At 46.6% G+C, this 17,676-nt stretch carries 22 protein-coding genes; 21 read left to right on the forward strand and 1 reads right to left on the reverse strand.

Annotation, left to right across the window (positions count from 1 at the left end; genetic code table 11):
- Positions 1-9: 9 nt before the first annotated feature.
- A complete protein-coding gene (locus RB160_RS07625) occupies positions 10-135 on the forward strand; it encodes a CcmD family protein (protein ID WP_316569654.1) in 126 nt (41 codons plus the stop codon).
- Between the two features lie 92 nt (positions 136-227).
- Positions 228-800 (forward strand): TlpA family protein disulfide reductase, encoded by a 573-nt coding sequence (locus tag RB160_RS07630; protein WP_316569655.1) that lies wholly within the window; start codon positions 228-230, stop codon positions 798-800.
- Between the two features lie 376 nt (positions 801-1,176).
- Here the strand turns inward: RB160_RS07630 and RB160_RS07635 are convergent, their stop codons facing one another.
- A complete protein-coding gene (locus RB160_RS07635) occupies positions 1,177-1,827 on the reverse strand; it encodes an SIMPL domain-containing protein (protein ID WP_316569656.1) in 651 nt (216 codons plus the stop codon).
- A gap of 159 nt (positions 1,828-1,986) precedes the next feature.
- On the opposite strand from RB160_RS07635, the gene spoIIIAA reads away from it, so the two are divergent.
- The 19 genes from spoIIIAA (at position 1,987) to ahrC (ending at position 17,661) form a co-directional block, all read left to right on the forward strand.
- Positions 1,987-2,913 carry a stage III sporulation protein AA gene (gene spoIIIAA, locus RB160_RS07640; RefSeq protein ID WP_316569657.1) on the forward strand — a complete coding sequence of 309 codons (927 nt, stop codon included), beginning with the start codon at positions 1,987-1,989 and terminating at the stop codon, positions 2,911-2,913.
- On the forward strand, positions 2,914-3,429 hold the full coding sequence (gene spoIIIAB, locus RB160_RS07645; protein ID WP_316569658.1) for a stage III sporulation protein SpoIIIAB: 516 nt from the start codon (positions 2,914-2,916) through the stop codon (positions 3,427-3,429).
- An 11-nt stretch (positions 3,430-3,440) separates the two neighbouring features.
- Positions 3,441-3,644 (forward strand): stage III sporulation protein AC, encoded by a 204-nt coding sequence (gene spoIIIAC, locus RB160_RS07650; protein WP_053367087.1) that lies wholly within the window; start codon positions 3,441-3,443, stop codon positions 3,642-3,644.
- Positions 3,645-3,661: 17 nt separating this feature from the next.
- Positions 3,662-4,051, forward strand: a complete 390-nt coding sequence (gene spoIIIAD, locus RB160_RS07655; RefSeq protein WP_396954694.1) for a stage III sporulation protein AD — start codon at positions 3,662-3,664, stop codon at positions 4,049-4,051.
- A gap of 30 nt (positions 4,052-4,081) precedes the next feature.
- The gene (gene spoIIIAE / locus RB160_RS07660) at positions 4,082-5,269 is read left to right on the forward strand and encodes a stage III sporulation protein AE (RefSeq protein ID WP_316569659.1); all 1,188 of its coding nucleotides are present in this window, start codon (positions 4,082-4,084) and stop codon (positions 5,267-5,269) included.
- Positions 5,270-5,282: 13 nt separating this feature from the next.
- Positions 5,283-5,897, forward strand: a complete 615-nt coding sequence (gene spoIIIAF, locus RB160_RS07665; protein ID WP_316569660.1) for a stage III sporulation protein AF — start codon at positions 5,283-5,285, stop codon at positions 5,895-5,897.
- Positions 5,894-6,550 (forward strand): stage III sporulation protein AG, encoded by a 657-nt coding sequence (gene spoIIIAG / locus RB160_RS07670; protein WP_396954682.1) that lies wholly within the window; start codon positions 5,894-5,896, stop codon positions 6,548-6,550. The genes spoIIIAF and spoIIIAG overlap by 4 nt, the downstream gene beginning before the upstream one ends.
- Before the next feature lie 15 nt (positions 6,551-6,565).
- Positions 6,566-7,126: a SpoIIIAH-like family protein gene (locus RB160_RS07675; protein ID WP_316569662.1), complete on the forward strand. Its 561-nt coding sequence runs from the start codon at positions 6,566-6,568 to the stop codon at positions 7,124-7,126.
- Positions 7,127-7,415: 289 nt separating this feature from the next.
- Complete coding sequence (gene accB / locus RB160_RS07680) at positions 7,416-7,934, forward strand: acetyl-CoA carboxylase biotin carboxyl carrier protein (RefSeq protein ID WP_316569663.1); 519 nt, start codon at positions 7,416-7,418, stop codon at positions 7,932-7,934.
- 5 nt (positions 7,935-7,939) lie between these two features.
- The gene (gene accC / locus RB160_RS07685) at positions 7,940-9,292 is read left to right on the forward strand and encodes an acetyl-CoA carboxylase biotin carboxylase subunit (protein ID WP_316569664.1); all 1,353 of its coding nucleotides are present in this window, start codon (positions 7,940-7,942) and stop codon (positions 9,290-9,292) included.
- Between the two features lie 21 nt (positions 9,293-9,313).
- The gene (locus tag RB160_RS07690) at positions 9,314-9,724 is read left to right on the forward strand and encodes an Asp23/Gls24 family envelope stress response protein (protein ID WP_316569665.1); all 411 of its coding nucleotides are present in this window, start codon (positions 9,314-9,316) and stop codon (positions 9,722-9,724) included.
- 229 nt (positions 9,725-9,953) lie between these two features.
- Entirely contained in the window at positions 9,954-10,346 is a 393-nt protein-coding gene (gene nusB / locus RB160_RS07695; protein ID WP_316569666.1) for a transcription antitermination factor NusB, read from the forward strand.
- Positions 10,347-10,389: 43 nt separating this feature from the next.
- The gene (folD, locus tag RB160_RS07700; RefSeq protein ID WP_316569667.1) at positions 10,390-11,250 is read left to right on the forward strand and encodes a bifunctional methylenetetrahydrofolate dehydrogenase/methenyltetrahydrofolate cyclohydrolase FolD; all 861 of its coding nucleotides are present in this window, start codon (positions 10,390-10,392) and stop codon (positions 11,248-11,250) included.
- A 226-nt stretch (positions 11,251-11,476) separates the two neighbouring features.
- Positions 11,477-12,835, forward strand: coding sequence for an exodeoxyribonuclease VII large subunit (xseA, locus tag RB160_RS07705; protein ID WP_316569668.1), 1,359 nt, complete (start codon positions 11,477-11,479; stop codon positions 12,833-12,835).
- Positions 12,828-13,061: an exodeoxyribonuclease VII small subunit gene (locus RB160_RS07710; RefSeq protein ID WP_316569669.1), complete on the forward strand. Its 234-nt coding sequence runs from the start codon at positions 12,828-12,830 to the stop codon at positions 13,059-13,061. The genes xseA and RB160_RS07710 overlap by 8 nt, the downstream gene beginning before the upstream one ends.
- Before the next feature lie 2 nt (positions 13,062-13,063).
- The gene (locus tag RB160_RS07715) at positions 13,064-13,948 is read left to right on the forward strand and encodes a polyprenyl synthetase family protein (RefSeq protein ID WP_316569670.1); all 885 of its coding nucleotides are present in this window, start codon (positions 13,064-13,066) and stop codon (positions 13,946-13,948) included.
- A gap of 306 nt (positions 13,949-14,254) precedes the next feature.
- Positions 14,255-16,147: a 1-deoxy-D-xylulose-5-phosphate synthase gene (gene dxs, locus RB160_RS07720; protein ID WP_316569671.1), complete on the forward strand. Its 1,893-nt coding sequence runs from the start codon at positions 14,255-14,257 to the stop codon at positions 16,145-16,147.
- 3 nt (positions 16,148-16,150) lie between these two features.
- Positions 16,151-16,996 carry a TlyA family RNA methyltransferase gene (locus RB160_RS07725; protein WP_316569672.1) on the forward strand — a complete coding sequence of 282 codons (846 nt, stop codon included), beginning with the start codon at positions 16,151-16,153 and terminating at the stop codon, positions 16,994-16,996.
- A 215-nt stretch (positions 16,997-17,211) separates the two neighbouring features.
- Positions 17,212-17,661, forward strand: coding sequence for a transcriptional regulator AhrC/ArgR (ahrC, locus tag RB160_RS07730; protein ID WP_316569673.1), 450 nt, complete (start codon positions 17,212-17,214; stop codon positions 17,659-17,661).
- Positions 17,662-17,676: the final 15 nt, after the last annotated feature.

Here is a 17,676-nt window from a genome sequence, read left to right on the forward strand (position 1 = left end):
GAAACCAAAATGGGATACATGTATGCGGCCTATTCGGTAGCTTGGATTGTGATTTTTTCGTACCTGTTGGTTTTAGGAAGACGCCAAAGCAAGCTTAAGAAGGAAATTGAGTTTTTGAAAATTCACGATAAATAGATTCTAGACCGGTGATGAAAAAGGACGGAAACCGCCGATGATTCCACCGTGGTTCTAGGGATAACAGGCAATTTGGATTTGGAGGAAATACCATGATGCAAGAAGAAATCAAGGGAAATACAGAAGAGGCCCAGCCTGTCGAGGTGAGCAGCCCGAAAAACAAAAGGATAATCAAGCTTACGGTTCTCTTGCTGGCGGTAGGGATGTTCGGCTATTTTTCCTTTACAATGGCTAATAAAGCGGACATTCCGCGCCAAGGCGATCCGGCTCCTGATTTCGAAATTGAAAACCTTGATGGGGAAATGGAAAGCCTATCCGACTATAAGGGAAAGGTTGTCGTCCTGAATTATTTTGCAACCTGGTGTGTTCCCTGCGTGGATGAAGCGCCCGAACTCGAAGCCTTTTCAAGGGAATACGGAGATCAATATAAATTGCTTATCATCGACAGGGGCGAAACCCGCGACCGTGTGAAAAAGTTTATTGAAAAGCACGATGCAAGATCATCAACCTATTTATTCGATTATAATTCAAAGGTTTCAAAAATGTATGGCGTGCTTAAGCAGCCTGAATCGTTCGTAATTGATAAAGAAGGCGTTATTCGCGAATACATTCAGGGTCCCATAAACAAAATGGAACTATATAATCTTGTCAGTAAATATGATTAAAGGATTAAGCTCTTCGGGGCTTAATCCTTTTTCTTTGTCTATGAAAGTTTAAAAAGTGGATAACTCGAAATAAGTTATTGTAATCCAGCTCCACAAGAGTAATGTTCGGAAGCATAATCTTCGCACGAAGAAAAAGCGTTAGCTTTTTCGAGGAGCGTCCTAGCCCCTCGAGGTCATAAGCCGGCTCCCTCCGGAGGGCAGGCCCGTCCTCGGAAATGCCCGCATTTCCTTCGTGCGTGGGCCAATTCAGGGATGTCATTCAGTGTCCTGCGGGCACCGTCTTATGCTTGTCGGGGCTTACCACTAAGGAAAGCTCCTGAGAATAATCATCGCAGGGACAGGCGGTTTTTGCCTGTCACGAAGGCGCTTGCGCATTTTAGGTATCAATATGATATTCGGAGATAACGGCTGCTTCAATTGTAAGTTTCCCAGGCTGGATTTGGGTGGTCGAAATGCCTTTGACCATAGGCGTATGGTATTCGGTAACGGGGCGAGGGAAGTCGTTTCCTTCTATGACCGAAACGGGAACCGGGTTTAATTTTACGCCCAGCGCCATGCCTATGGTTTTTGCCTTCTCGTAAGCGTTTTGGACCGCGAGTGTAAGAGCTTCCTTGTAATAGGCCTCCTGTTTGCTAGCTGTAAAATGGATGTCCGAAACATAATTGGCCCCATTCCTCACAGCCGTATCGATAACCGTCCCCGCCTTTTCCAAATCGGTTACCTTCACTTGAAGGAGATGGGTGATTTTATATCCGCGAAAAATTTGCATTCCCTCTTTGAAATCATACATGGATTCTATCCTGTAATCGAACGTCCGGATATTCCCTGTTGGAATTCCGAGGCCCAACAAGGCGTTCACAACCCGTGATGAGTCACGCGCATTTTGCTGTTGGCCAGCCGCTACGTCCTTTTGCTCAGTTGAAACACCGATAACAACTGTCGCGAGATCGGGCCTCGTGGTTACCATTCCCTCCCCCTTGACCCTAATTATTTTCCCGGTGGCTGCCCTTTCGGTATCAAGTGACATTTTGATTCCTCCCCTCCTTTAAAAGCTTACGGAATTTTTTGTGAAAAAATGACTTTCCAATGTACCACCATTGTATCTGAAATCAGCGAAACAAGTCATATCGGGTCTGTACAGGCATACATTTTAACAATGGTGCAAGCTTTGGGGAGGTGTATGCCAGTGGATATGATTAAGCCTTTTTTGCCGCAAGCAGTCGCGAATGCAATCGAAGGCATCCCTTCGGCGGATAAAGGGAAGGTGGAGGAAATCAGGATTAGGGTCAATAGGCCAATTGAAGTGACGGTCAGGGGTGCTCCACTGTTCCTTCCGTATAGAACCAATCAGGGGGATGCAGATCTGCTTTTACAAAAAATCAGCCAGCACTCCATTTATGCAATGGATGAAGAGCTGATGAGAGGCTACATCACAATTGCCGGCGGCCACAGGGTCGGATTGGCGGGAAAAGTTGTGCTTGAAGGAGGAAAAGTAAGGGCCATCAGGGATGTCTCGTCGTTCAATATTCGGATCGCAAGGGAAAAAGTTGGGATTGCTGATGTGTTGGTTCCCTTTTTATACAGAAACGGAAGCTGGGCCCACACGCTTATTATTGGCCCTCCCCAAACAGGAAAGACCACTCTATTGAGGGATATCGCAAGGCTCGTCTCAAGCGGAAATAGCGGTGTTGGAGTGCCTCCGCGAAAGGTTGGCATCGTTGATGAACGGTCCGAAATTGCCGGATGTGTCAACGGAGTTCCACAGCTTACTTTCGGCAACAGGGTGGATATCCTTGACGCTTGCCCGAAAGCGGAAGGGATCATGATGCTAATCAGGTCAATGAGCCCCGAGGTCATCATTGCGGATGAAATCGGCCGGAGGGAAGACTCGGAAGCAATCCAGGAGGCTGTCCACGCAGGGATAAAAATAATTACGACAGTCCACGGCCGATCGCTCGAGGAAATAAAAAACAGGCCGACACTGGATGGAATAATCGGGCCTAGCGTTTTTGAGAGATATATTGTTCTTGGCCGGATGGATGGACCGGGTACAATAAGCAAAATTCTTGATGGTTCGGGCATGCCGCTTGCCGGAAAAGTGAAGGTGATGTAAATGGTGAAACTGTTGGGAGCCCTTTTTATTTTGGCTGCAACAACTTGGACGGGCTTTGAATTCTCCCGCCACCTTAGCGAACGGCCAAAACAGCTCCGCCAGCTTAAAGCGGCGCTGCAATCGCTTGAAGCCGAAATCATGTATGGCCATACCCCTTTGCATGAGGCAGCGAGGCGGCTTTCCGCTCAGCTTCCAAAGCCTTTGTCATTTTTGTTCGAGTCATTTGGCTCAAAGCTGACACGAACGGAAACCACAGTCAAGGATGCCTGGGAATCAAGCCTTCGGGAAGTTTGGAAGATGACGGCTCTAAGGGATGGAGAGCTTGAAATCATGTTCCAATTCGGGGAAACGCTTGGAAGGCATGACCGCTTTTCCCAGCAAAAACAAATCCAGCTCACGCTTACCCATTTGGAAAGGGAAGAAACGGAAGCCCGGGATCGGCAGTCGAAGTATGAAAAAATGCTAAAAAGCCTCGGTTTCCTTTCCGGACTGCTGCTCATCATCGTATTGATTTAGGGGGGATTGGAATGGGATTGGAAGTGGATATCATTTTTAAAATCGCCGGGGTGGGCATTGTTGTTGCCTTTTTGCATACTGTCCTTGACCAGGTGGGGAAAAAGGAATATGCCCAATGGGTCACATTGTTCGGTTTCATTTATATCCTGTTCCAGGTAGCCGTCATTGTCGATGGCCTGTTTCAAAAAATCAAATCAGTCTTTTTGTTCCAATAGAGGGGAGGGGCTTTCCAATCGAAATCCTAAAAATCATCGGCATTTCGCTTACCGCCACCTTCCTGGCAATGATCCTAAAGGAGCAAAAACCGAATTTCGCGTTTCTCCTCGTCCTGTTTTCCGGATGCATGATTTTTCTTTTCCTTGTTGATAAAATCTATGAAATTATCGCAATGATTGAAAGGATAGCCTCAAACGCAAAGGTAAATCTTGTGTATGTCGAGACGATCCTGAAAATTATCGGAATTGCCTATATAGCTGAATTTGCCGCCCAGGTTACGAAGGATGCCGGGCAGGGGGCAATCGCCTCAAAAATTGAACTGGGAGGGAAGATCATCATCCTTGCGATGGCGATTCCCATTTTGACTGTCCTGATCGAAACAATTATAAAGCTAATACCAAATTAGACGAATACCCTGTATTGCCGAGGTGGAAACATGAAGCAAGTTACTTGCCAGGTTACAGTAGCGCTCCTACTCATTTTTATCTTCCTTTTGCCTGAAGCACACGCATCTCCAAATACACAATCGCCGCTTCCCGATGAGCTGACCGAGGCCCAGCTTAAATCGTTGGACATGTCGGAATTGATGTCATTTTGGGACAGCCTGTCACAAAAATATGGAGGTTTCCTGCCTGAAAGCCAGAAAGGGAGCCTTTATGATTTTTTGAAAGGGGACAAACAGTTTTCACTAAAAGAGTGGGGAAAGGGTTTTTTGAAATTTGCGTTCCATGAATTCATCGCAAATGGGAAACTCCTTGGCTCCCTTATTCTGCTGACCGTTTTCAGCATGTTTTTGCAATCCCTACAAAACTCATTCGAAAAAAGCACCATCAGCAAGGTGGCATATTCCATTGTTTTTATGGTTCTTGTCATTCTCGCCTTGAACAGTTTCCATATTGTCATTCAATTTGCCAATGAAACAATCAGGACGATGACATCTTTCATTCTGGCCCTGATTCCCCTTCTGCTTGGCCTGATTGCTTCGTCCGGGGGGGTTGTCTCGGCAGCCTTCTTCCATCCGGTCGTTCTTTTTCTAATGAATACGAGCGGGGTGCTTATTGAGCATATCGTCCTGCCGCTGTTGTTTCTATCGGTATTGCTCAGCATCGTTAGTACCATGTCCGAACAGTATAAAGTCAGCCAGCTTGCAAGTTTGTTAAGGAATTGGAGTATCGGGCTTCTCGGCATTTTTCTTACTGTCTTTCTCGGAGTGCTGTCTGTCCAGGGAGTATCGACCGCGGTTTCAGACGGTATTGCGATCAGGACCGCTAAATTTGTAACCGGAAACTTTGTGCCGGTCATTGGCAGGGCGTTTACCGATGCAGCCGACACTGTCATTGGAGCTTCCGTTCTTTTAAAAAACACAGTCGGGCTTGCCGGGGTTGCGGTCTTGCTCATTATCGCGGCATTCCCCGCGATAAAAATCCTGATGATTGCGTTCATCTATAAATTTGCCGCCGCAATCTTGCAGCCTCTCGGTGGAGGGCCGATCATTTCCTGCCTCGATACGGTCGGCAAAAGCATCATCTATGTATTTGCTTCTCTGGGGATTGTATCCCTCATGTTCTTCCTTTGCATCACCGTAATAGTGGCGGCCGGAAATATAACGATGATGATGAGATAAAGGAGGAAGAGGCGTGGGATTTTTAATAGAGTGGGTTACGAATATCATAGTATTCATTCTGCTGGCGACGGTCATTGATATGCTTTTGCCAAATTCGTCCATGCAACGATACACAAAAATGGTGACCGGCCTCCTATTAATAGCTGTCATTCTCGGACCGGTGCTGAAGGTGGTTTCAGGTGATTTTAAAGATGCAATGCTCTCGCTGCCGGGGCTGCAGGCGGCAGGTGAAGTGAAAAATAGCAAAAATTTAATAGAAATGAAGAAAAAAGAAATACAAGCGTCCCAGAGAGCATATATTTTAGAACAAATGGCTGTCCGATTAAAAAAGGACACAGAGGAGGAGTTGATGGAACGCTTTGGTTTCAGGTTTGCGGGAGTAGAGATTGATGCCATAAATAAGGACGGGCAGGAACTGACGGGGTCCATTGAAAAGGTGGCGGTAAAGCTGTCCGACTCGGAAGAAGATAGCGGTAATATCAGGGTTGTGGAGGCCGTCGTCATCAACGCATCTTCCCCGGCCAGGGATTACGGGGAAGAAGAACTGGAAAAATCGGTAGCCTCATTTTTAGCAGAGAAATGGGAAGTCCCTGAAAGTGCCATAGAGGTTGCCATTGAAGGGGGATGACGAGGGTGGTGAAAAATAAACAAAGCCCGATTGATTGGCTGAAAAGCAGGCTGTTTGACGGACAGCCTCCAGGAAAAAAAACGAAGTACCAGTATATGGCCCTGGTCCTCTGTATCGGCGCAGCCTTCATGCTGATTGGAAACTTGTTTATGCCGGGCGGCAAAGAAGATGAAGCAGTTTTGGAAGCGGCCATTGGACAAGGCGGTGGGGATGTTGCCGCTTTCGGGCAAAAAAAACAAGCAAGGAAAACATCAAACGATTACGAGCAAGCTTATGAAAGGCAGCTGAAGGAAGCCCTCGAAGACATGCTAGGGGTGGGAGAAGCCACCGTAATGGTCAACCTGGATTCCACGGAGTCGAAGGTTCTTGAAAAAAATACCGTTACAAAAAGGCAAATGACGAATGAGCGTGACCGTGATGGCGGTACAAGAGAAGTGGAGGATGCATCAGTTGACGAACAACTTGTCATCATTCGCAATGGCGATAAAGAAGAACCTATCGTCATTGAAACAAAAAAACCGGAAATACGGGGAGTGCTTGTCGTTGCCAGGGGTGCGGATAACATAGAAGTAAAAAAGCAGATCATTGAAGCGGTCACCAGGGCTCTCGGGGTACCAAGCCACAGGGTTGCGGTGATGGCAAAAAAAAATTAAGGGGGAAAAATAAGAATGCTTTTAAAAAAACAGACCGTTTGGCTTTTGACGATGCTGAGCCTCGTTATCGTTTTATCGGTTTATTATATTACTTCAGAACCGCAGGGGGAAAATAACCTCGCTGCTGTCGGTGAAAAATCAGAAGAAAGCAAGACTGCGAAAAAGCAAGAGGCATCCAAAGTAACGGATGGGAAAACAATAATAACTGAAGCTTCCGCGGATGATGGTTTTGAATCATTGCGCCTGAAGCTGACGGATCAGCGGAATGAAATGAAGGAAGAACTCGAAACGCTCGTCGGGACAACTAACCTGCCTGAAAGCAAGCGAAACGAGTATTTTGAAAAGATTGAAGAATTAAAGGAAGTAGGCATTAAGGAAGAAGTTCTTGAAACGCTCCTAAAATCAACAATGGGCTACGAGGATGCTCTCGTCATGGCGGACGGAGGAAATGTCCGGGTCACAGTGAAATCGAAAAATGGCCATACCGCAGAGGCGGCAAATGAAATCATCCAGCTAGTACGGAAAGAAATCGGTTCAATGGCTGTCCCATCCGTGGAATTCAAGCCAGCGAAATAGCATCGCCTAAAAGCCCAGTAAAATTTAGACTGAAAAATTTTAATAAAAGATATCGAGGAAAAGCCGGCTCAAAGCACGGCTTTTTCTTTATGCCTGCGTAAAAGAAGGGGGGTACGCTATGCTTTAAAAAGCACTCTGCTTTCCAAGAAAGAGGCGTAATTTTATTTTTGATGTAAAAAGGATTAAAATAAAGTGTGGGCATTGAAGCTTGATTCATTATTGAATTTTTACAAGGTGTTATCGTATAGTATTAATATCTAGTCATAATTACTAAGGAGTGCTGAAAACTGTGTTAAAAGTACAGGAAATTCGTGAAATAATTAAACTAATAGACCAATCAAGCATTGATGAATTCGTTTATGAAACAGAAGGTTCCAAAATCAAAATGAAAAAGCATGCCCAGGAAGTTTCTGTACAGCAGCAGCCTGTACAGCTAGTCCAGGCAGCTGCTCCTCTTCAGGCGGCTCCAGCCCTTCAGGCTCAAGCCCAAGCAGCCGCCCCAGCTCCACAGGCGCCTGCCCAGCCAGCTGAAACGCCGGCCGAGCGCAACGAGGAGGACCTGCACAAAATTGTCTCACCGATGGTGGGAACGTTTTATCAATCCCCATCGCCTGATGCCGATCCATACGTAAAGCCCGGTTCAAAGGTAAGCCCCGACTCAATTGTATGCATTGTCGAAGCCATGAAGCTCTTTAATGAAATTGAAGCGGAAGTGAGCGGCGAGATTGTTGAAATCCTCGTAAAAGACGGGCAGCTAGTCGAGTACGGCCAGCCGTTATTCCTAGTAAAAACGGCCGGGGAGCGATAAGCGGAATGATTAAGAAAGTATTGATAGCCAACAGGGGGGAAATCGCGGTCAGGATCGTCCGCGCATGCCGGGATATGGGCATCGAATCAGTTGCCGTATATTCCGAGGCGGACCGCGAATCCCTGCATGTACAACTTGCAGACGAAGCGTACTGCATTGGGCCTACTTCATCAAAGGAAAGTTACTTGAATTTTACGAACATCATCTCAGTCGCAAAGCTTACAGGCTGCGACGCCATCCACCCAGGCTACGGTTTTCTAGCCGAAAATGCCGCTTTCGCGGAATTGTGCCGTGAATGCAATATCATTTTTATCGGCCCGAGCCCGGAGGCAATCCACAAGATGGGTACCAAGGATGTTGCCCGCGAAACGATGCGTGAAGCCGGAGTCCCAATTGTCCCAGGTTCTGCCGGAATCATTAAGGATATAGATGATGCGATTAAAATTGCCGGGCAAATCGGTTATCCGGTCATCATCAAGGCAACAGCCGGTGGCGGCGGTAAAGGTATCCGGATCGCCCGTGATGAACAGGATCTCATTAAAGGGATCAATATCACCCAGCAGGAAGCAATGACCGCGTTTGGCAACCCAGGGGTCTATCTTGAAAAGTTTATAGAAGACTTCCGCCATGTAGAAATTCAGGTCCTCGGAGATTCACACGGGAACACAATTCACCTTGGCGAAAGGGACTGCTCTATCCAACGGCGCCTTCAAAAGCTGCTTGAAGAGACGCCTTCTCCAGCGCTTGACTCGGAAATGCGTGAGGAGATGGGAAGTGCGGCTGTTAAAGCTGCAAAAGCGGTTGATTATACAGGCGCTGGTACGGTAGAATTTATTTATGACTACCGGGATCGGAAATTTTACTTCATGGAAATGAATACGAGGATCCAAGTTGAACATCCGGTCACTGAAATGGTAACTGGAGTCGATCTCATAAAAGAGCAAATCAAGGTTGCTTCCGGTGAAAAACTGGGCATAAGCCAGGAAGATGTCACTTTTACGGGCTGGTCCATCGAATGCCGGATCAATGCCGAAAATCCTGAAAAGAATTTTATGCCTTCCGCTGGAAAAATAAAAATGTATCTTCCGCCGGGCGGTATTGGAGTAAGGGTTGATTCCGCTGCGTATCCGGGGTATACAATTCCCCCTTATTATGATTCAATGATAGCAAAAGTCATCACGTATGGAAGCACCCGCGAAGAGGCGATTGCCAGAATGAAAAGGGCTTTGTCCGAATTCGTCATCGAGGGAATCCATACTACGATTCCTTTCCATCTAAGGCTTCTTGATCACGAGAAATTCGTTGGCGGGGAATTCAATACAAAGTTCCTTGAGTTGTATGATGTGATGAAATCCTAGATCTACCTGGAGGTGTCTGGAATGTACGAAAACGGTGTTTTGGAAATGAATGAAGGAATGGGCGGCCATGGCAAGGTGGAAATCGCGCCCGAGGTAATTGAAGTAATCGCCGGAATTGCAGCATCCGAGGTTGAAGGTGTGGCCTCAATGAGAGGCAATTTTGCCACTGGGGTCGTAGAGCGCCTTGGCAAAAAGAACCATGGTAAAGGAATCAAAGTTGAATTGACGGATTCCGGAATCAAGGTTGACGTATTCTGTATGATGAAATTTGGTGTTTCAATCCCTTCAGTGGCACAAAAAGTGCAGGACAATATCCGCCAGACGCTGCTGAATATGACCGCGCTTGAAGCGGAAGAAGTCAATATCCATATAGTTGGAATCCAGTTTGAGAACCAAAAGCAGGAAATGCCGGAAATCGAACAGGAAATGTAAAAAGGCGAAAGCAGCGATATGGTTGAATGAAGCTGATTTTTACAGAGAACATATAAACGGGGGAACCGGGGCATCCTTGCCTCTGGTTCCTTTTTTTGCCCGTCCGCACTGCATACAGGATAGGATTATGCTATTATTTTCTTTGGGGGTATCCTAGTAAATTCATACGTGGGAAATGTGCGAAAATTGTCCAAAAAGACTTATTTTTCAAAAAGGAGCTAATTGTATAATGAAAAGAAGGACAGCAAGAGAAAAGGCACTGCAGGCGCTTTTTCAAATTGATGTAAGCGAAGCTGACCCGGCGTCGGCAATCGAGCATGTGCTTGAAGGGGAAGCCCCTGATCCATATCTATCCAGGCTAGTGAACGGAGCGGTGGAGCAAAGGCCGGACATCGATGAATTAATCAGCAAGAATCTCGAAAAATGGTCGATGGAAAGGCTTGCGGCGGTTGACAGAAACCTGCTTAGGCTGGGTGTGTATGAATTGAAATATTGCCATGATGAAGTGCCTGCCAATGTAGTATTGGATGAAGCTATCGAAATAGCCAAGCTTTATGGAGACGATCAATCAAGCAAATTCATTAACGGCGTCCTATCAAAGGTAAAACAGGAATTGGTTTAATTTGATGCTTGATAATCTTATCCAACACTAAGGAGGAATCGGGATGGTAGCAAAGGTCATTGACGGGAAAGTAATCGCAAAGAAAAAAAGGGAAGAAATCGCCCGCGAAGTCAAGGCTCTGAGAGAAGATAATATTATGCCTGGGCTTGCCGTAATACTTGTAGGAAACAACCATGCTTCCAGGACGTATGTCAACAATAAGGAGAAGGCGTGCAGGGAAGTTGGAATCGAATCCTTCCTGATTGCATTGCCAGAAGAAACGAGCCAGGATGAGCTGTTAAGGAAAATTGATGAGCTAAATAACCGTGAGGATGTTCATGGTATTCTCGTCCAGCTGCCTTTGCCTGCGCATATTGAAGAAAAGAAAGTCATCGAAGCCATTACTCCGGAAAAGGACGTTGACGGTTTTCATCCTTTGAATATTGGCAGGATGATGACTGGCCAGGATTCTTTTCTCCCTTGCACTCCATACGGGGTTATGGTTATGCTCGAGGAAACGGGAATAGAAATTTCCGGCAAACATGTGGTTATTGTCGGAAGGAGCAATATTGTCGGCAAGCCGGCGGGCCAGCTTTTCCTGAATGAAAATGCGACTGTTACATATTGCCATTCGAGAACAAAAGATCTTGAATACCATACGAAGCAGGCGGATATCCTTGTCGCGGCACTCGGCAAACCAAACTTTATCAGGTTAAACCACATTAAAGAAGGCGCGACCGTCATTGATGTAGGAATCAATAGGGATGAACACGAAAAGCTTTGCGGCGATGTCCATCCGGAAGTTTCCGAAAAAGCAGCCTATTTGACCCCTGTTCCGGGCGGCGTAGGCCCTATGACAATCACGATGCTTCTTTTTAATACGCTCAAGGCTGCAAGGCAGTCCAAAGCCTTTAGCAAAGCATAAATCCGTAATTTTTGACAGCCAGTTTCCAAGATGTACACCTATTCATGCATTAAATTGCCCTAGTCCATTGTAGTTGGATTTCTTACCCGTGACGGATGGGGAATCTAAACTTATAATGGAATAGGGCAGTTTTGTGTTTTATGAAAGTTTAGCTTTATTTTGCCGAGGTTGAAATAAGTTGCTAAATTTTCATAGCCTAAAGAAAGTATGGCAGGGAGTTTTATTCATGCAGGAAACCAACCGTTTTGTAACTGTTACTGCACTGACAAAATACATAAAACGTAAATTTGATGCTGACCCGCATCTTCAGGATATTTTCATCAAAGGAGAAATTTCAAACCTGAAGCAGCATTCGAGCGGACATATTTATCTCACCTTGAAGGATGAGCGTTCCCGAATTCTTGCTGTCATGTTTGCCGGAAACGCCCGGGCAATGAAATTTGTCCCTGAAAACGGAATGAAAGTCATTGTCAGGGGCGAGATTTCTGTTTATGAAGCAAGCGGGCAATACCAGGTGTATATAAAAGAAATGAAACCGGATGGCATAGGAGAGCTATTTCTTGCTTATGAGCAGCTAAAGAAGAAGCTTGAAGCCGAGGGCCTTTTCCGCCGCGACAGAAAAAAACCGCTTCCTCCATTCCCGAGGACAATCGGAATCGTTACATCGCCAACGGGCGCAGCGATCAGGGACATTATTACGACGATTAAACGGCGCTACCCGATTGGCAATATGATTGTATATCCGGCGCTCGTTCAAGGTGAAAATGCTGGGAAATCAATAGCTGGGGCAATCCGGAAGGCGAATATGGCCGGAGATATCGATGTGCTGATTGTCGGGCGTGGCGGGGGTTCGATCGAAGAACTATGGGCCTTCAATGAAGAGCAAGTAGCTAGGGCTATTTTCGATTCAGCGATTCCCGTTATTTCCGCGGTGGGCCATGAAACGGATTTTACGATTGCCGATTATGTCGCGGATATGCGCGCGCCGACTCCAACCGGGGCTGCCGAGCTAGCCGTTCCGCATATCGAGGAACTAATGGAGCGTGTCCTGCAGCGGCAGACTAGGCTGATGAGGGCTATGAAGGAGAAGTTCAGCTTCCAAAAGGGCCGGTTTGAGCGGATTCAGCGGTCTTACGCATTTCGCTATCCCCGCCGTCTCTACGAACAGAAGCTTGAACAGCTGGACAGGCTCACTGAAAACCTGTATCGTGGGGCAGGGCGGCTGGCGCTAGTTAAAAAAGAGCAATTTGGCAATATGGAAAGAAGGCTCGAAAGGAACAGTCCGGTGCAGCTCCTTGGCCAGGCGTCTGAAAGGCATGGCCGTGCAGAAAAGGAACTTATTAGAGCCATGAATCGAATTCTTCTCGGAAAAAAAGCGGTGTTCGGCCGGGCCCTCGCATCATTCGAGGCGCTAAATCCGTTAAAAATCATGGAACGGGGCTACAGCCTTGCCTATACGGAGGATAACCGGTTAATTAAAAAGGTTGGACAGGTTGACGTAAATGACAAGGTGACCATTCAGGTGACGGATGGGAGCCTTTTATGCACGATAGAGGAAAAACGGGAGGTTGAAAAAGATGGCTGAGGAAAGACAGCTGACATTTGAACAGGCGATGGACCAGCTTGAACAGATAGTGGAACGGCTTGAGGAAGGGGATGTTCCCTTGGAGGAGGCAATATCCTTTTATAAGAAAGGAATGGAGCTTTCGAAATTATGCCATGATAAGCTGAAAAACGTCGAAGAACAATTGGCCCAAATTATTACTGAAGATGGACGAAAAGAAAATTTCTCCATTGATGGGGAGGAATAAAAGTGGGAAAAGGACTTTTGGACGACGCAATATTTAAATACAGGCAGCTATTGGAAGAAGAACTCCGTTCATCAGTCCAAAGGCTGGAAGCGCCCGAATCGCTAAAGAATGCAATGCTGTATTCACTTGAAGCAGGCGGTAAAAGAATCCGGCCAATGCTTGTTTTCGCGGCAATGGATGCCTTCGGGCGTAACCCAGAGGAAGGTGTCCCAGCGGCTGCGGCAATTGAAATGGTCCATACATACTCGCTGATTCACGATGATCTCCCAAGCATGGATGATGACGACCTGAGAAGGGGAAAACCGACCAACCACAAAGTGTTTGGAGAAGCGATGGCCATCCTTGCTGGTGATGCCCTGTTGACTTACAGTTTTGAACTGCTTGGAGATATGAATGCAAGCCCTGCTACAAAACTCAGGCTTGTGTTAGGACTGGCAAAGGCAGCCGGAGCCTCTGGAATGGTTGGAGGGCAGGCCGCAGACATGGAGGGCGAGGATAAGGAACTGACCCTAGAACAACTCGAAGCCATCCATATTAATAAAACAGGCAGACTCCTAACCTTTAGTGTCCTTGCGGGGGCTATTTTGTCAGACGCGGATGAGGAAAGGCTTGAAATGCTTTCCAAGTTTGCGTTCCACCTTGGCCTGGCGTTTCAGATACGTGATGATATCCTTGACCTTGAAGGGGATGTAGGCACCATTGGAAAGCCTGTCGGAAGTGACACTGCCAACCACAAAAGCACCTATCCGAAACTCTTGACACTTGAAGGGGCAAAAAATGCTTTGGAATCCCATATCACGAAGGCAAGGGAAGAGCTGGATAAAACCGGGCTAGACACAAGGCTGCTGCTCGAAATCACGGAACTTATTGCCACACGGAACCATTAAGCCCCCCATTTGAGCACCGGACCTAAATATGGTACAATCGAGCCTAAATAGTGAACCTTCCATCAGTGGGTTGTCTTCCCCGCTAATGGTTAGGCACGTGTTCAAGTTTTAGTAAATAAACACTGACTATGTTGCCGTTATCACGACTGTGCTAGCGGCATATTTTTTACCCAGGGAGGAAATACGGCGAATTAGGGAAATAATAGGTGAAATTTCGATATTTCCTTGAGGATTCCGCCCATTCCTTTATAATAAAAGGGGTTAATGTTAGTTTGGTGAATATGCAATGAAAGCGAGTGGTCCTAATTGGATCTTACATCAATAAAAGATCCATCCTTTCTTAAAAGGATGTCGAACAAGGAACTTGAAAAGCTAAGCAAGGATATCCGCCGGTTCCTTATTGAAAAATTATCGGTTACAGGCGGCCATATCGGCCCAAATCTTGGGGTTGTGGAATTGACACTTGCCCTTCATAAAGCATTCAACAGCCCAAAGGATAAAATTATTTGGGATGTCGGGCATCAGTCCTATGTGCATAAAATTCTTACTGGAAGAGCGTGCGAATTCGATACTTTAAGGCAATTCAAAGGGCTTTGCGGCTTTCCAAAACGTTCGGAAAGCGAGCATGATGTATGGGAAACCGGGCATAGCTCGACTTCGCTGTCCGCCGCGATGGGAATGGCTATTGCAAGGGATCTGAAAAAAGAAAATAGCTTTATCCTTCCGGTCATTGGCGATGGTGCTTTGACAGGGGGAATGGCTCTTGAAGCGCTCAATCATATCGGGCATGAAAAGAAAAATATGATTGTTATTTTGAATGATAATGAAATGTCCATTGCCCCCAATGTAGGTGCCCTTCACAACGTACTTGGAAGATTGAGGACTTCCGGAAAATACAATGGGGTTAAAGACGAACTCGAGCTTCTTATCAAGAAAATCCCTGCTGTAGGCGGAGTCCTAGCCGCTACTGCGGAACGAGTAAAAGACAGCCTGAAGTACATGCTTGTTTCAGGTATGTTTTTCGAAGAAATGGGCTTTACCTACCTCGGACCGGTAGATGGCCACGATTTTGAAGACTTATTCGAAAATATTGCCTATGCGAAGAAAACGGAAGGGCCGGTTATCATCCACGTTATTACGAAAAAAGGGAAAGGCTACCACCCAGCGGAGTCGGATAAAATCGGCACATGGCACGGAACAGGGCCTTATAAAATGGATACAGGCGCTTTCGTCAAGCCGTCTTTTTCCCCTCCTTCATGGAGCGGCCTCGTCAGTGAAACGGTCCGAAAGATTGCCAGGACCGATGACCGGGTTGTCGCAATCACGCCGGCCATGCCTGTTGGATCGAAGTTAGAAGGGTTCGCAAAGGAATTTCCGGACAGGATGTTTGACGTCGGCATTGCCGAACAGCACGCGGCTACTGTCGCTGCAGGATTGGCAACGCAGAACATGAAGCCTTTCCTGGCTATCTATTCCACCTTCCTACAGAGAGCCTATGACCAAGTCGTACACGATATTTGCAGGCAAAACCTGAATGTATTCATCGGAATAGACAGAGCCGGGCTTGTCGGCGCCGATGGGGAAACACATCAGGGCGTATTCGATATCGCTTTCCTTCGCCATGTTCCGAACCTGGTGCTGATGATGCCGAAGGATGAAAATGAAGGCCAGCATATGGTTTATACGGCGTTGTCCTATGATGACGGGCCGATCGCTATGAGATTCCCGCGCGGCAATGGAATTGGGGTCCCGTTGGATGATACTTTCAAAGCTATTCCGATTGGAACGTGGGAAGTTCTCAAGGACGGCCGAGATGCCGCGATTCTTACATTTGGAACCACAATTCAAATGGCCTTGGATGCCGCGGCGGAAATGGAAAGAAGGGGTGTTTCCGTAAAGGTTGTGAATGCGAGATTCATCAAACCGCTGGATGAAGAAATGCTTGCCGGTATTCTAGAGGACGGAATGCCAATCTTAACGATTGAGGAAGCTGTCCTTCAAGGTGGTTTTGGCAGCAGCGTAATAGAATTTGCACATGACCACGGCTATTTTAAAAATGTTATTGACCGAATGGGAATTCCGGATAAGTTCATTGAGCATGGCAGCGTTGATGAGCTCCTAGACGAAATCGACTTCACCGTTGATTCGGCCATCAGCCGCTTGTCAATTCTCACCGCTAAGAAGCAGCAGAGGGCGTAAAGAATGAAAGTGAAAAAAGAACGTCTTGATGTCCTCCTAGTTGAAAGAGGGCTGGCGGAAACACGTGAAAAAGCGAAGCGGGCCATTATGGCCGGCCTCGTCTATACAAATGAGCAGAGGCTCGATAAGCCAGGTGAAAAAATCAGCACCGATTTGCCCCTGGCGGTTAAGGGCAATGTCCTTCCTTATGTCAGCAGGGGAGGGCTGAAGCTCGAAAAAGCGCTTCGTGCATTCAATGTTGATGTTTCTGGGAAAACAATGCTCGATATTGGTTCTTCTACCGGAGGCTTCACCGATTGCGCGCTCCAAAATGGCGCTAAAATGTCTTATGCGCTTGATGTGGGATATAACCAGCTCGCCTGGAAACTCCGCCAGGATGAACGGGTTGTTGTAATGGAACGGACGAATTTCCGTTATGTCACACCCGCTGACCTGCAAAAAGGAATGCCTGATTTTGCAACTATCGATGTTTCATTCATTTCCCTTTCGCTTATCCTTCCGGTATTGGCAACTTTGCTGGTGCCCAACAGCGACGTGATTGCCCTGGTTAAACCACAATTCGAGGCCGGGCGTGAACAAGTTGGGAAGAAGGGGATAGTAAGAGATGAAAAGGTGCATATCGCTGTCCTGGATAAAACAATCCGGTTCGCCCTTGATTCGGGTTTCAACGCTATTGGCCTGTCTTGGTCACCAATTACAGGCGGGGACGGAAATATCGAATTCCTTCTCCATTTAAGATGGGAAGGAGAAGGGATTGGAGGCAAAAACCTTCTGGATGTGAACCCGGAGGAAATTGTCAAGGCCGCCCACCACGACTTGAAAACAAAACACACGGAAGAAGAAGGATAGGCATATGCTTATCCTTTTCTTTTGGCTAAGGGGAAAAAATAATTAAGAACATTATTGATAACTCAAAATAAAGTTAGTGGAATACAGTATGGCAAGTTTGTGTTTTCGGTAAAGAATCATTGTACAAGAATGCGTAAATCGGCTAACATATGTGTAGAACCGACAAATTTTGATAGGCTACGAAATGTTTTAATCACCTAATGGAGTGATAATGAATGAACAAAGGCCAACGCCATATTAAAATCAGGGAAATCATTGCAAACAACGATATTGAAACGCAGGACGATCTTGTAGATGAACTAAAAAGACAGGGTTTCAACATTACCCAGGCGACAGTTTCCCGGGATATTAAGGAACTCCATCTTGTGAAGGTCCCGCTTTTGGATGGAAGGTATAAATACAGCCTTCCCGCCGACCAACGCTTCAATCCTCTGCAAAAATTGAAACGAGCCCTCATGGATGCGTTCGTAAGGATTGATGCGGCCGGCCATTTGCTCGTCATGAAAACACTTCCTGGAAATGCGATGGCAATTGGGGCTCTAATTGATAATCTCGATTGGGAAGAAATTCTCGGGACCATCTGCGGGGACGATACACTCTTGATTATCTGCAGGACTCCCGAGGATACCGGGGTTATTACCGACAGGTTCCTTGAAATGCTGTAGGTGGGGGAATGCTAC

The organism is Neobacillus sp. YIM B06451 (genome assembly GCF_032667185.1).
Classification (GTDB): domain Bacteria; phylum Bacillota; class Bacilli; order Bacillales; family Cytobacillaceae; genus Bacillus_D.

Coding starts and splice junctions, on each gene's coding strand:
- RB160_RS07710 (WP_316569669.1), top strand. CDS start 12,828: ATGGCTGAGGAAAGACAGCTGACATTTGAACAGGCGATGGACCAGCTT.
- nusB (WP_316569666.1), top strand. CDS start 9,954: ATGAAAAGAAGGACAGCAAGAGAAAAGGCACTGCAGGCGCTTTTTCAA.
- folD (WP_316569667.1), top strand. CDS start 10,390: ATGGTAGCAAAGGTCATTGACGGGAAAGTAATCGCAAAGAAAAAAAGG.
- spoIIIAC (WP_053367087.1), top strand. CDS start 3,441: ATGGGATTGGAAGTGGATATCATTTTTAAAATCGCCGGGGTGGGCATT.
- xseA (WP_316569668.1), top strand. CDS start 11,477: ATGCAGGAAACCAACCGTTTTGTAACTGTTACTGCACTGACAAAATAC.
- ahrC (WP_316569673.1), top strand. CDS start 17,212: ATGAACAAAGGCCAACGCCATATTAAAATCAGGGAAATCATTGCAAAC.
- RB160_RS07630 (WP_316569655.1), top strand. CDS start 228: ATGATGCAAGAAGAAATCAAGGGAAATACAGAAGAGGCCCAGCCTGTC.
- RB160_RS07635 (WP_316569656.1), bottom strand. CDS start 1,827: ATGTCACTTGATACCGAAAGGGCAGCCACCGGGAAAATAATTAGGGTC.
- RB160_RS07725 (WP_316569672.1), top strand. CDS start 16,151: ATGAAAGTGAAAAAAGAACGTCTTGATGTCCTCCTAGTTGAAAGAGGG.
- accC (WP_316569664.1), top strand. CDS start 7,940: ATGATTAAGAAAGTATTGATAGCCAACAGGGGGGAAATCGCGGTCAGG.
- spoIIIAB (WP_316569658.1), top strand. CDS start 2,914: ATGGTGAAACTGTTGGGAGCCCTTTTTATTTTGGCTGCAACAACTTGG.
- RB160_RS07625 (WP_316569654.1), top strand. CDS start 10: ATGGGATACATGTATGCGGCCTATTCGGTAGCTTGGATTGTGATTTTT.
- RB160_RS07675 (WP_316569662.1), top strand. CDS start 6,566: ATGCTTTTAAAAAAACAGACCGTTTGGCTTTTGACGATGCTGAGCCTC.
- RB160_RS07690 (WP_316569665.1), top strand. CDS start 9,314: ATGTACGAAAACGGTGTTTTGGAAATGAATGAAGGAATGGGCGGCCAT.
- spoIIIAE (WP_316569659.1), top strand. CDS start 4,082: ATGAAGCAAGTTACTTGCCAGGTTACAGTAGCGCTCCTACTCATTTTT.
- spoIIIAG (WP_396954682.1), top strand. CDS start 5,894: ATGACGAGGGTGGTGAAAAATAAACAAAGCCCGATTGATTGGCTGAAA.